This is a genomic window from Lacinutrix neustonica (genome assembly GCF_026625145.1).
GTDB classification, from domain to species: domain Bacteria; phylum Bacteroidota; class Bacteroidia; order Flavobacteriales; family Flavobacteriaceae; genus Lacinutrix; species Lacinutrix neustonica.
Genome location: NZ_CP113088.1, coordinates 525038 through 539352 on the forward strand (window position 1 = coordinate 525038; position 14315 = coordinate 539352).

The window sequence follows — 14315 nt, forward strand, 5'->3', positions numbered from 1 at the left end:
AATGTCAGTAGCTAAAAACGATTACAAAAGAATTACCGTAAAAACCTTAGTGGATATGAAATCTAAGGGTGAAAAAATATCAATGCTTACGGCCTACGATTATACCATGGCTAAAATTGTTGATGGCGCTGGTATCGATGTGATTTTGGTTGGAGATTCTGCAAGTAATGTGATGGCGGGTCATGAGACGACCTTACCTATTACTGCGGATCAAATGATTTATCATGCCTCTTCTGTTATTCGTGCTACGGAACGTGCCTTAGTGGTGGTCGATTTACCTTTTGGAAGCTACCGAGAGTGATCCAAAAGAAGCCTTGCGTTCTGCCATACGTATCATGAAAGAATCTGGAGGACATGCGGTGAAAATGGAAGGTGGTCGTGAAGTTAAGGACTCCATCAAGCGCATCTTAAATGCGGGTATTCCTGTTATGGGCCATTTGGGTTTAACACCACAATCTATATATAAATTTGGCACCTACACGGTAAGAGCTAAGGAAGACGAAGAAGCGCAACAACTTAAAGATGATGCTTTAATGTTAGAACGCGCGGGCTGTTTTGCTATAGTTTTAGAAAAAATACCTGCAAAACTGGCTGAAGAAGTGGCGCAAAGTGTCTCTATTCCAGTGATTGGAATTGGTGCCGGTAATGGGGTTGATGGGCAAGTACTAGTCACCCATGATATGATTGGGATGACACACGAATTCAATCCGCGGTTTTTACGTCGCTATATGAATTTGTATGAAGAGATGACCAGTGCGTTTCATCAATATGGTAAAGATGTAAAGAGTGGTGATTTTCCAAATGACTCGGAACAATATTAATTTGAAGGCTTTCGATTTTTAGATGGGGTAGATTTTCAAAACTTACTCCCATGAATAAAATACACAAAGCATGCATCGATTTAAAGATTTAGAAATTTACAAAAAGAGTAGATTGTATAGTTCTGTAATTTATACTGTGACTTCTAAATTTAAATCGACCCCAAGTATTTAGCCCATTTAATAATTCAAGAATCTAATCCTCCAGTGACCCAACAATCAAAAATACTATCCAACAGTTCTAACCTTCAGGTCATTTACGAAGACAACCACATCATTGTGGTTAATAAACGTGCCGGAGATATTGTACAAGGGGATAAAACAGGCGACAAGCCTTTGAGTGATGTGGTAAAAGAGTACATTGCTGAGAAATATAACAAACCAGGAAATGTGTATTTAGGCACCGTGCACCGGCTGGACAGACCCACTACAGGCTTGGTGATTTTTTCTAAAACCAGTAAAGCATTACCCCGTTTAAACAAATTATTTGTCTCTAAAGACATTTCTAAAACCTATTGGGCTTTGGTAAAAAATGCGCCCGAGAAACCCAGTGATACATTGATACATTGGTTGCGTAAAAATCCTAAAAACAATAAATCGACCGCTTATATTAAGGAGGTGCCCGAAAGTAAAAAGGCGATTCTACATTATAAAACGCTAAAGGCCTTGGATAACTATTATTTATTAGAGGTCAATCTTGAAACGGGGCGACATCATCAAATTCGTTCACAGTTATCAAGCATAGGTTGCCCCATAAAAGGGGATTTAAAATATGGTTTCGATCGCAGAAATAAAGATGCCAGTATTAGTTTACACGCAAGAAACATACAATTCATTCACCCGGTTTCCAATGAGGCTCTAAATATTACAGCGCCTTTACCAAAAGATCCGGTGCGGGAAGCCTGCTTATAAGTCTTTTTTATTTTATACCAGCCCCCTTTTAAAACCTTACAGGAAATCGTAACTTACTCTCCAAATCGAAGCTTATGATTCCTGAATTATTACGTGCTCAAAAAAACTATTTTGATACTGGTGACACCAAAGTGGTGGCGTTTAGAAAAACAGCCTTAAAACGTTTAAAAGCAGAATTAATCAACCGTGAGAACGATATTATCGCAGCCTTAGACAAAGATTTTAAAAAGCCCGCGTTCGAATCGGTTTTAACAGAAACGCAAGTGGTTTTGTCTGAATTGGATCTCACCATTAAAAACATGATGCGTTGGGCAAAACCAAAACGGGTGCTGCCCGCATTACTCAATTTTCCGTCTACAGACCGATTGTATTCTGAACCTTATGGCGCCGTGTTAATTATTGCCCCTTGGAATTACCCGTACCAACTGGCCATGGCTCCATTAATTGCCGCAGTCGCTGCAGGAAACACGGTGATTTTAAAGCCCAGCGAATTAACAACGCATACTGCCGCGCTTTTAAATGCGATTATATCAACCGTATTTAAACCCGAACATGTTTGTGTAGTGCAAGGCGGTGTAGACGTCTCGACCACGTTACTCGCTCAGAAATGGGATTATATTTTCTTTACCGGTAGTGTTAAGGTGGGTAAAATAGTAGCCAAAGCGGCAGCTGAGCATTTAACACCGGTGACTTTAGAACTGGGAGGGAAAAACCCATGTATTATTGACGCCTCGGCTAATATCCCCTTAACGGCAAAACGTATTGTTTGGGGTAAATTCATCAATGCCGGACAAACGTGCATTGCGCCGGATTACGTCTTAATTCAAGCCTCGAAAAAAGAAGCTTTCTATAAGGCCATGCAAATAGAAATTGAAAAGGCCTATACCGATACCCCAAAAGCATCTCACGATTTTGCCCGTATCATAAACCAAAATAATTTTGAGCGCTTGTCTAAAATGTTAGCGAACGAACATTGCATTATTGGTGGCGCGACAGATGCTGAAACCTACTACATCGCCCCTACGCTCATTGATGAACCAAAATTAGATAGCGAAGTGATGAAAGATGAGATCTTCGGTCCCATTCTTCCCATAATTTCTTACGAAGGAATTAGCGATCTAGAAAACATTATAAACCGCTACGCCAAGCCCTTGGCATTGTACGTGTTTAGCACCAACCAGACTGCCGCAAAGAAACTAATCACCCAATTCTCTTTTGGTGGTGGCTGTATTAATGACACGGTTATTCATTTTGTAAATCACAGATTACCTTTTGGTGGTGTGGGTAATAGTGGCATTGGTGCGTACCATGGCCAATTGTCTTTTGATACGTTTTCTCACAAAAAAGCAGTAGTTAAAAAGGCAAACTGGTTAGACTTACCTGTGCGTTATGCGCCGTATACTGGGAAACTTAAAACTGTTAGAACGCTTTTAAAATGGATGTAACTATTTTAACTCCTCTTTTCTTCTAATTTTCTAAGGAAAATTAGAATTCATATCTCCTCTTTAAAAAAGAGGAGAGCCAGCTTCGAGACATTGAGATTATCCCCTTGAGAAGGATTATTTTTTAACTATAAATCGGCTTCTTACTTTAAAAAAAGGAAGGTGGATGTCATTTATGACATTCGGATGGTTTGAACCTAAAATGCGCCAGCTATTTTATAATGTAAGTGCATAAAAGAGATACCACACAAATAATACTGAAAACCAAAATACATAACAGAGTACTTACAAAACACATAAAGGCAATTCATAATTAATCACTTAACAACAAAATCATCAACATATCCGCTCCTTCATTTAGACAAAGGAAGGTGGATGATATTTATAAAATTCGGAAGGTTTGAAACTAAAATGCGCCAGCTATTTTATAATGTAAGTGCATAAAAGAGATACCACACAAATAATACTGAAAACCAAAATACATAACAGAGTACTCACTAAACACATAAAGGCAACTCATAATTAATCACTTAACAACAAAATCATCAACATATCCGCTCCTTTCTTTAAACAAAGGAAGGTGAATGTCATTTATGACATTCGGAAGGTTTGAAACTAAAATGCGCCAGCTATTTTATAATGTAAGTGCATAAAAGAGATACCACACAAATAATACTGAAAACCAAAATACATAACAGAGTACTTACAAAACACATAAAGGCAACTCATAATTAATCACTTAACAACAAAAGCATAATTAAACCCGCTCCTTCCTTTAAACAAAGGAAGGTGGATGTCATTTATGACATTCAGATGGTTTGAACCTAAAATGCGTGAGCTATTTTAGAATTTAACCGTATATTAAAGACAAATTATAATAGTAAAATAGTAATGAAAGGCAAAAATTTACACAGCCTTAAATATTTAAAGGATTATCGTGCTGCATTGCGAGCCAATCTTACACCAGCCGAAGCCTTTTTGTGGAAACACCTAAAAGCTAGACAATTTCATAACAGAAGGTTTACGAGACAACATAGTATTAAAAATTACATTGTTGATTTCTATTGCGCTAAAGAAAGGCTTATTATAGAACTGGATGGCGAGGTACACAACAATGCTGCCAGTAGACAGTATGATTTAGAACGAACGAGGTACTTGGAAGCTTTGGGCTATACTGTTATTCGGTTTGAAAACAAAATGGTATTTGAAAATTTGGCTGTTGTATTTAGTCACATTCAATCGCATTTTAAGCAATAGCTTAAACTTATCTTTTATTAAAAAGTGCTTACTAAAAACATGAAATCTCCTCATATTTAAATACTTCGCACAAAAACACCAATATACCAACTCCTTCCTTTAGACAAAGGAAGGTGGATGTCATTTATGACATTCGGATGGTTTGAACCTAAAATGCGTAAGCTATTTTTAACAAGTAACTAATACTACTATATAATCTGGGTGCTATTTTATTATTATTCTGAAAACTCCTCTTTCTTCCAGTTTAAAAAAACTGAAATTCATTCTCCTCTTTAAATAAAGAGGAGAGCAGGTTACGAGGTTACTTATTCTTCAAATTTATAAGCATAGGTCAATTCCTATCGGGTGTCTTCATCAATTTTAAAAGCTAAACGATTGGCCGTGTTTATACTTGCCGTACGTCTTTTTATATTTTAAAATTCAGATTTATAAGGATAGGTTAATTCTAATCGCGTGCCTTCACCCACTTTAGAAGACAAATTATATTCTGTACCTATAAGCGCCGCACGACTTGTCATATTTAATAATCCCGAACCTTTTACAACAGTTTCCATATCAAAGCCTTTACCATCGTCTGTGGCTGTAATATTAAGAGTGTCTTCTAGATAGTTTAGTGTTACCGAAAGGCTCTTAGCATGCGAATACTTTACCGCATTAGAAAAGAACTCCTGTAAAATTCTAAAGACGATGATTTCATGTTTTTTATTCTTAAACGGAATCACTTCTCCTTTCACCAGTAATTCTGCCGAAGCAAATTTCATTCTTTTCAATCTGTTGAGTTCATTGGTAATCGATTGCTCAAAACCAATATTCAAAATCACTTCATTATTTAATGAGCGCGATAGCATGCGCACTTCTTTTAAGCTTTGCTTTACGGTATCTGTCGCTTCTGCAAAGTTATCCTTAACCTCGTCACTAATTTGGGTTTTTAAAATATTGAGTTGCATACTTGCGGCGGCCAACAATTGGCCTACGTTATCGTGTAATTCCCAACCAATGTTTTTAAGCGTTTGTTCTTGTATTTCGGTTTGTGCGTTAGAGAGTTCTTCTTCAAAGGCCTGTTGCTGTTTCATTTTATCTATTAACAGCTTATTTTTTCTTTTCCGGAACACTATAAAAAATAAGATAACCAGTGTGGTGACAACCACTAATACTCCTATCATATAAATGAGTAAGTAACGCTCTGCTGCGGTAGATACTTGTGGTTCTTGAAGTAGTATTAAAAAATTATTCATTAGATGAGTTTTCTGGTTTAGAAACAATTAAACCAATGGTGAAAGTGGTGTACATAAAGATGTTGGCGAATAGGTAAATTTGCCATTTCAGAATGACAAAATTCCAATCTGAGGTTGAAAAATATAAATCATAAAATACCAAGGGGGTTATTATCAACCACCAAATAAATATGGAAACACTTATATAGAAATTAATTGATTTATAAAATACAAGGATTTTATTGTATTCTAATCCTTCAATAAAATAAAATATTGAGCACATTAAAATGATTATAGCTCCAAGAATACTTATTATGGGGAAAGATATTACAAAAAAATCATCCCAATTTTTAAAAATTTTTACAAATGATATTATTAGAAAACAATATGTAAGGGTTTTTAATAAAATTTTAAAAATTGATTTTTTTAAAATTTTATTGTAATAGAATGAATAAAAAATTATAGCTCCAATTTTCCAATAAAGCGTTGACCACCACTTATTTTTTTCTAAAATTGTTCCTTTAAAAAAAACAAGATAATTATTAACAAAATAATAATAGTTTAGTGATATAAAATCACATATAAATAAATAAAAAATAAAATAAATAAAAAATTTAGCAGCTGTATTTTTGTACTTGTGATAAAAGTACAAACTACTAAATGCTGCTAAAAATTCTATACTCAATGTAAGAATTTTATAATTTTCTTTTAAAAATTCTTCCAATTAAATATTATTATTGTGGATAATTGGCTGATGGTGGGTACCCATCTCCTCCATCATTCAATGGATCACCACCGGGCACATCTCCGCCATCTGCTCTAAATGAGGCACCAGCGCCACCTTTGAGCCCTACTTCGCTTGATGTGGGTGCTATAAATAGGGTCGTATAGCCCACGGTTGTTGTAGAATCTACGGTTGTATCCGGATAAGCACCTAAATACACACGTACCCCATCCATGGTATAGCCTAATTCTTTACTTTGGTTTTCGGCATAATTTAAATAGTTACGCATGTCCTCTAAAGACCACCACGCCGAACGGTTATCTTCACGTTTTACGATTGAGTCACTAATAAGCGTGTGTCTTGAGTTAAAAGCTCTGTCCAATACCATTGCTTCTTTTGCGGTGATCACCCCTTTGGGTTTAATAATTTCTGCCTCCATGGCTTTTACACCACTACAGAAAAAGAAGTACATGATTAATGCGCCAATAATTAAACCTAATATAAGGCTTCCTAAATTTTTCATTTTTTTTGAATTTTAATGTTGGTTAATTTGGTTTTGGTAAGGCGTTATACTACAGATGTGAGTATAACACGCCATGCGATTTGAAGTCTATGTCATAGAAAGGGTTTTGGTTAATAGCTTTTTTAAAAGTAATAAAAAAAAACGACTATGCTCTTTTTTCGGGTTTTGAGACGATTAGGCCTATTGTAAACGTGAGATACATGAAGATATTCGAAAAAATATAAATACTTCTCCTTAGAAGGATGAAACTATTATCTTCTAGAACATAATACATATCAAAAAAAATTAAAGGAGTGATAACAACCCACCAAATAAAAATAGCTATACTTACATAGAAATATAAGGATTTATAAAATATTAAAATATTATCGTTCTTTAGTATCTCTATAAAATAACATATTGAACAACATAAAATAATTAGGGTTTGTAAAACATACAAGATAGGAAATGCACTATTAAATAAGATTTCTAAATGAGTTGAAATAAGTATAAGAGAAAACAGTAAATAACTGACAGTGCCGTATTTTAAAATTTTCCTATGAATTTTATTTTTTAATATTTTCCGGTAAAATATTGAAAAAAGCGTGATAACAACCACATCGAAAAAAATGGTAAACCACCAATGATTTCTTCTGAAAACGCTATTTTCTAAAGGTTTTAAAAAATCAAGTTTGCCATAATATAATGGATAGAAACCTACGGCATCCACAATAAAAAGGCAAATAAGTATTAGTATAAAAAAAATAGCAGCTGTGTTTCGATATTTTTTATAAAACCAAACACCAATAATAGCTGCTATACCTTCAATACTAAGAGTTATTAAACTATTATGTTTATACAAGAACTCTAACATTAGAGTCTTTTTATTGTGGATATCCTGATTCAGGTGGATCACCTTCTGCTCCTCTATCCATCCCTCGAGCTCCAGGGATGTCTCTAGTGATTCCATCTTTTTCGACTGTAGGTACCATAAATATGGTGGTTAACCCCTTTTTATCTATAAGACTAGTTTCCGTTCCTAAATAAAAGCGAACACCATTGACATCCGGATTATCTCCTTTAATTATGTTTAAAAAGTCTTGTAAATCATCGAAAGAATACCAAGAAGATCGATTGTCCGGTTTTCCTGCAGCACTATCATTTGCTCTTGATCGCAAGTTTGTCCAATTATCATTTAAATTCTGAGCCTGGGCGGCTGTAATCATTCCTTTAGGTGTAGGCATAAATAGGTTTAGTTTATGTGATTAATATTAGTTTAGGTTTTAAATGTAGGAAAAAAATGTTAAAATCTAAGCGTCTTGTCGGTTTTCATTCCCTCGCATCTCTCATTATAAGCAAAGAATACCGAGCGTTTTCTGACCTAAATCGTTAATTTTTATGTATTTGGAGCACACAGCCATTAAAAACCCAAGACGTCACCGTTTTATTCCCACAAAGCCATTCACTCGTGCCATTTTGTTAGTATTTGAGTTAGACAATGAAAACGGAGACTGTGAGTGAAACAAAATTAAACCTCAGCACTACCCCAGCCATCCCTCGCGATCTAAACTTCGGTATTGAATGGCCTCACTAATGTGACTGCCTGTAATGGCATCCGCGTTTTCTAAATCTGCTATCGTTCGTGATACCTTAAGAATTCTATCATACGCTCTTGCCGATAAATTTAAACGGTCCATAGCTGTTTTTAATAAGACTTTCGAGGCTTCATCTAAGGCACAATGTTTGGCTATTTGTTTGGTATTCATTTGTGCGTTATAATGCACGGTACTAGAATCTGCGAAGCGCTGGGTTTGCAGTGCTCTAGCTTCGGTCACCCGTTTTCTTATGGCAATGGAAGATTCCCCTTGACGTGTTTCACTTAATTTCTCGAAAGGCACGGGCGTGACTTCAATATGTATGTCTATGCGGTCTAATAATGGGCCTGAAATCTTGCTTAAATAGCGTTGCATTTCTGCAGGACTTGAGGTTATTGGTGAATCCGGATCGTTAAAATAACCGCTTGGACTTGGATTCATGCTAGCCACTAGCATAAATGAGGACGGATAGGTGACGGTAAATTTAGCTCTCGATATGGTGACTTCTCTGTCTTCCAGCGGTTGCCGCATAACCTCTAAAACTTCCCGTTTAAATTCGGGGAGTTCGTCTAAAAACAACACCCCATTATGGCATAGTGAGATTTCTCCAGGTTGTGGATAACTCCCACCGCCAACTAAAGCCACATTAGAAATCGTATGGTGTGGCGACCGAAACGGACGCTGCGCCATAATACCAGTATCTGCCTTTACACGCCCCACTACGGAGTGTATCTTAGTCGTCTCTAACGCTTCCTCTAAAGTCATGGGTGGTAAAATACTAGGGAGTCGCTTAGCCAACATGGTTTTTCCTGCGCCTGGTGGGCCTACTAATATTATATTATGTCCACCAGCAGCGGCAATTTCCATACAGCGTTTAATGGACTCTTGGCCTTTAACATCACTAAAATCAAATTCCGGATAATTAAGATTTTTTTCAAATTCTGCTTTGGTATCGATAATGGTTTGCGCAATGGGGTCGCCTTTATCAAAAAAATGAATGACTTGTTTAATATTATCAATCCCAAACACTTTTAAGCCTTCAACAATAGCGGCTTCTTTTGCATTTTGCGAGGGTAAAATAAAACCTTTATACCCTTCCTCTAAGGCCTTAACCGCAATAGGTAGTGCCCCACGAATGGGTTGTAAACTCCCATCTAAAGACAGTTCGCCCATGATAAGGTAGTCTTCTATATGTTCGGCTTGTATTTGTTTGGAAGCCGCTAAAATACCAACGGCTAAGGTTAAATCGTATGCACTGCCTTCTTTTCTTAAATCGGCAGGCGCCATATTAATCGTAATTTTTTTGCCTGGGATTTTGTACCCGTTATTTTGAAGTGCCGCAGCAATGCGATAATTACTCTCTTTAATGGCATTATCGGGAAGCCCTACTAAATGATAACCAATGCCGGAATCAACATTAACTTCTACTGTAATGGTTGTGGCATCGACACCAAAAACAGCACTACCATAAACTTTTTTGAGCATAGATTCATATTAGTTCCTTAAAAATAAGAAAAATCATTGCAACAAAAAACCTTTCAGGAATTGAATTCCTGAAAGGTTTATTTTCTGTAATAAAATAGCACTTAATTTTTTATAAATTTTTGTGTTTGTTTAGTTTTTCCTGATTTAATCTCTATAAAATATAGCTGTTGAGATAAATTACTAACGTTTAGTATAGCTTTTTTAACTGAGATAGCGCGGATTTGCAATCCGTGCCGCAAGGAGTACGCAAATAAAAAAGCGGTTCTCTCACTTACATTATCACACTTTATTTATTTGTCCCATTTGGTATATAGATGCCCTTAATGGGCACGGATTACAAATCCGCCCTATAGTTTTGCTCAAATACATATAACTCAGGGAATGTATTATTATCTTGACTTATAAATTGTATATACGATTAAAAGGTTATCTTTTTAAAATAAGGGTTCCATTTTTAAGCTCTTCATTATCAACAAACACCTTGTATTTATAAAGACCTGCGCGATAATGATTAGGAATGTGATATTTAATTACTTTTTTGGAATCAATGTAATTATCAAAAACAATATCATTCACAGACAAGTCTATCGAAAATAGCATAATTCTAACTTTAGCAAATTTATTTATCCCAATGTCAAAATTAATAAGCTTTGAGGTAGGGTTTGGGTATAATTTAATACTAATTATATTAGTAATTTGGGTCTCACTTATATCTTCCAAACGAGAAAAAGGAATTCCATTCTCTAAAACATCTTCTAAATTGTTACTAGTTCTGTACCATGGGGTAATAATTACTTGATTAGAAAAACTGATACTGACTTCCGTTCCTGATCGTACTCTTCGATAAACTTTTATAGGAATTCCTCGTTCATATGCGTAGCTTAATGTACCATTAGAAAGTAGATCAAAATAATCTTTGTTTGTACTCCAAGGTGTACTAAATCTATAGGATTCAGGTCGTGGTGGTGCAATAAGCCGTTCACTCTTTAATAATGCGATAGTTTGTTTACTCCAACCTAATAATATATTATCAATAACAAAAAGATACTGATATTCATAAGAACCATTTCCTCCTGTAGGTATACTTCCTATTAGTTGATTATCATAACTACCATGATACTGTATTGTATTATTTGATATTTCAGATATTACTACAGTAATTGTAACACTATTACTTGTATTGGTAAAACCTCCTGAGGTAACTAAACGTTTATACTGGGTTGTTTCATATAAAATTCCTAAATTGAGATTTTGTGAATTTGCACCTCCTATATTTACCCAATTCCCAGTAATTCTTTTTTGCCATTGAAATAGATATACCCCATTTCCTCCATTAGGCATACTACCACTAAGGGTTGATGCACTTTGCCCGTAAAGAATTGTTTGATTACTTCCTATTACATTATTGCTTATTGCAGGCCAATTAGTTGTGGCGCTTGCACAATTAGAAAAGTTTGAAACACCATTATTATTAACAGCCTGAACTTTATAACTATAGCTGGTTCCGAATTTAACCCTGATACTGTATAGCTGTTATTTATTGTTGTTGCAATTAGTTGATTATTATCACATCTAAAAACATTATAACTTGTTGAACTGTTAATATTTGTCCAATTTAAATTGATGCTTGAAGTTGAATTTGAAGTCGCTGATAAAGAAGGTGTGTCCGGAACACTATTACCCTCATAGGTAATATGAATTTTTGCAGAATGAATTCCGGTGTCTCCAACAATAGGCGTAAAAGAAAGAGTGAGCGAATCATTACTAGGATTAAAATAAGCTAAGGTTTGACTTGAAAACCCTGATAAATTTTCATCATATATTAACAAATTATGAGTAGTTGGAGATATATTGGTGGTACCTATTCCATCTTGAAATACAATATTTCCAAAAAGGTTACAGTTAAACAAATCTTCTTGTTCAGCAAACGATAACCCACCAAACCAAGGAACATCTTCATTGCAAGAAGTTTGGGGAGCTCTTATTTGCATTATTGTAGAGCCACTGGTGCTAAAACCATATTTACTAATCTCTACTTCTAATACAATCCTTTTTATTTTATCATTAGTGAAATTTGGATGTTCAAATAAATACCTTGCATTTTTAGTACTAGAATTCGTTACTGAACTATTTGTATATGAAATAATGTCTCCAAAACCACCAAAATATGTACAGCCACTAAATGAACATTGTTCATCAGCGCCTTGTCTTTGTGAATAATTAATAGTTTCAGTAATATCTTGGCAATAAGTAAAAGTTGAAAAAATGATAAAGAAAGAAAAAAATAATAGTAATTGGGTTTTATGTAACTTAGGCATGTTTAATTGGTTTTAATTTTATAGATTAAAGAATTATACTGTAATTTAAAAACTTTTTTATGATAAACGCTTCTAAATTGACCATAGCAAAGGTATATTTTATTTTATTAATAAGCACTACCTATGCAGGTTAAACGCATTAAAACTCGAATATTTCAATGAGGTAGCCTAGATTCCACGCTGCCTTTTTTCTCATCCTTTGAATACTTGTTTTTTTATTAATTTTCTGTTTTTCTTGCATGATTTTCAATACTGTTTTTTAAAATAATTGAGAAGTTTTCAGTTGTATTTTTAAACCTTTTCCTACTTTGGTCTTCCTTGAAAATAAAATCTAAACTCCAATGTAATTTATTCTCAATCAGCCAATGACTTCTAGTTGATTTTAAAAAACACTCCGGTGTATTTAACTGACTACTAATATAGTGTCTTTTGTCTCTTGTTGTTTTTTTACTGCTTTTGTAATATACTTCAGTCTCTATTTGGATATAAGTTTATAAATTAACCCACTTCTCTACATCTTCAATATGAGAGGTATCATGGATTTTATACGAACACTTTTAATCACGTTTTTAAAGTATAAATGGTATTGAACACCCAAAAAGACCATGGATGGACGGTTTATTCTTCCAAATTAATAATTTAAGCCCAGCTCTTTTTTATTTCTAATGCATAATGCAGGTTAAATGTTTAACTACGCCCAAACAAATTAATGTATCATCTTCTTCAATATCTGTAGGAAAAACAGCCTGTAGATCATCAACTATGTCAATTATATTTTGCAACTCAAAATTTTCTTGTCCATCATTTTCACACCATACAATTTTATCGTCAACTAAAAAAGTAGACACTATATCCACCGGCCGCAGCAATTTCCATACAGCGTTTTATGGATTCCTGACCTTTAACGTTACTAAAATCAAATTCGGGTAATTGAGATTTTTTTCAAATTCTGCTTTGGTATCAATAATGGTTTGTTCAATGGGGTCTCCTTTATCAAAAAAATGAATGACTTGTTTAATATTATCAATACCAAACACTTTTAAGCCTTCAACAATAGCGGCTTCTTTTGCATTTTGCGAGGGTAAAATAAAGCCTTTATACCCTTCTTCTAATGCCTTAACCGCAATGGGTAGTGCCCCACGAATGGGTTGTAAACTCCCATCTAAAGACAACTCGCCCATAATGAGATAATCTTCTATGTGTTCTGCCTGGATTTGTTTAGAAGCCGCCAAAATACCTACGGCTAAGGTTAAATCGTACGCACTGCCTTCTTTTCTTAAGTCGGCAGGTGCCATATTAATCGTAATCTTTTTTCCTGGAATTTTATACCCGTTATTTTGAAGTGCCGCAGCAATGCGATAATTGCTTTCTTTAATGGCATTATCGGGAAGCCCTACTAAATGATAACCAATGCCGGAATCAACATTAACTTCTACTGTAATGGTTGTGGCATCGACACCAAAACAGCACTGCCATAAACTTTTTTGAGCATAGAACTGATAGTTTTCCTTAAATGTAAGAAAATTCAATGAATTAATAGTCATGCTATTACTTGCGGTCCGAGATATAGAATTAGATAATTTATTATAATCGAAATGCCATAAATTTTCATGTTATTAACAGACTTAAAAATTTGGAAATAATTATAATGTGACTTTAAACAACTCTACAAAGTATTTTTTGCTTATTAATTGTTAATATAATTCAAAACAGTTAATAACATTAGGCTAATTGTGGTAAAACCACCTTTTGATAAGTTGATTAAAGAGTAAATTTGTACTAGGCTTTGAGGTCTTAATTGTAATCGGATTATTACAAAATAACTAAAAGTTCAACCTAAAATTTTCATACAAAGTATGAGGTACAAAAAAAAACTACAAGCCGTTTATATGCTTGTAGCCATTGTTTTTTACTTAATAAGTATTATCGTTATAGTTTCAGACGCTAGATAATACAAGTAACTCAATAATAGACCGAAACATTAGAGTTTCAATCATTCCCCACTTATTTATTAGGTGGGGTATTTTTTCTTATACAAATATATGCAC

At 34.5% G+C, this 14315-nt stretch carries 12 protein-coding genes and 2 pseudogenes; 4 read left to right on the plus strand and 10 right to left on the minus strand.

What is annotated here, in order from left to right; translation table 11 throughout:
* Window position 1: 1 nt before the first annotated feature.
* The 4 genes and pseudogenes from panB (at window position 2) to N7U66_RS02865 (ending at window position 4429) form a co-directional block, all read left to right on the plus strand.
* A pseudogene (gene panB, locus N7U66_RS02850) lies at window positions 2-821 on the plus strand (3-methyl-2-oxobutanoate hydroxymethyltransferase).
* A gap of 204 nt (window positions 822-1025) precedes the next feature.
* A complete protein-coding gene (locus tag N7U66_RS02855) occupies window positions 1026-1730 on the plus strand; it encodes an RluA family pseudouridine synthase (RefSeq protein WP_267677237.1) in 705 nt (234 codons plus the stop codon).
* Window positions 1731-1804: 74 nt separating this feature from the next.
* Window positions 1805-3175: an aldehyde dehydrogenase gene (locus N7U66_RS02860; RefSeq protein ID WP_267677238.1), complete on the plus strand. Its 1371-nt coding sequence runs from the start codon at window positions 1805-1807 to the stop codon at window positions 3173-3175.
* An 888-nt stretch (window positions 3176-4063) separates the two neighbouring features.
* On the plus strand, window positions 4064-4429 hold the full coding sequence (locus N7U66_RS02865; RefSeq protein WP_267677239.1) for an endonuclease domain-containing protein: 366 nt from the start codon (window positions 4064-4066) through the stop codon (window positions 4427-4429).
* Window positions 4430-4842: 413 nt separating this feature from the next.
* Here the strand turns inward: N7U66_RS02865 and N7U66_RS02870 are convergent, their stop codons facing one another.
* The 10 genes and pseudogenes from N7U66_RS02870 to N7U66_RS02910 form a co-directional block, all read right to left on the minus strand.
* Window positions 4843-5664 (minus strand): sensor histidine kinase, encoded by an 822-nt coding sequence (locus N7U66_RS02870; protein ID WP_267677240.1) that lies wholly within the window; start codon window positions 5662-5664, stop codon window positions 4843-4845.
* Complete coding sequence (locus tag N7U66_RS02875; RefSeq protein WP_267677241.1) at window positions 5657-6367, minus strand: hypothetical protein; 711 nt, start codon at window positions 6365-6367, stop codon at window positions 5657-5659. The genes N7U66_RS02870 and N7U66_RS02875 overlap by 8 nt, the downstream gene beginning before the upstream one ends.
* Before the next feature lie 10 nt (window positions 6368-6377).
* A complete protein-coding gene (locus N7U66_RS02880) occupies window positions 6378-6890 on the minus strand; it encodes a hypothetical protein (RefSeq protein ID WP_267677242.1) in 513 nt (170 codons plus the stop codon).
* Between the two features lie 863 nt (window positions 6891-7753).
* Window positions 7754-8113: a hypothetical protein gene (locus N7U66_RS02885; RefSeq protein ID WP_267677243.1), complete on the minus strand. Its 360-nt coding sequence runs from the start codon at window positions 8111-8113 to the stop codon at window positions 7754-7756.
* 297 nt (window positions 8114-8410) lie between these two features.
* Complete coding sequence (locus N7U66_RS02890) at window positions 8411-9949, minus strand: YifB family Mg chelatase-like AAA ATPase (protein WP_267677244.1); 1539 nt, start codon at window positions 9947-9949, stop codon at window positions 8411-8413.
* Between the two features lie 426 nt (window positions 9950-10375).
* On the minus strand, window positions 10376-11290 hold the full coding sequence (locus N7U66_RS02895) for a hypothetical protein (RefSeq protein ID WP_267677245.1): 915 nt from the start codon (window positions 11288-11290) through the stop codon (window positions 10376-10378).
* A gap of 68 nt (window positions 11291-11358) precedes the next feature.
* Window positions 11359-12267 (minus strand): hypothetical protein, encoded by a 909-nt coding sequence (locus tag N7U66_RS02900; RefSeq protein WP_267677246.1) that lies wholly within the window; start codon window positions 12265-12267, stop codon window positions 11359-11361.
* A 218-nt stretch (window positions 12268-12485) separates the two neighbouring features.
* Window positions 12486-12752, minus strand: coding sequence for an ISAs1 family transposase (locus tag N7U66_RS22430; RefSeq protein WP_390886673.1), 267 nt, complete (start codon window positions 12750-12752; stop codon window positions 12486-12488).
* A gap of 177 nt (window positions 12753-12929) precedes the next feature.
* Window positions 12930-13136, minus strand: a complete 207-nt coding sequence (locus N7U66_RS02905; RefSeq protein ID WP_267678609.1) for a hypothetical protein — start codon at window positions 13134-13136, stop codon at window positions 12930-12932.
* A pseudogene (locus N7U66_RS02910) lies at window positions 13111-13759 on the minus strand (magnesium chelatase domain-containing protein); the annotation flags it as partial. The pseudogene N7U66_RS02910 and the gene N7U66_RS02905, both read right to left, overlap by 26 nt.
* Window positions 13760-14315: the final 556 nt, after the last annotated feature.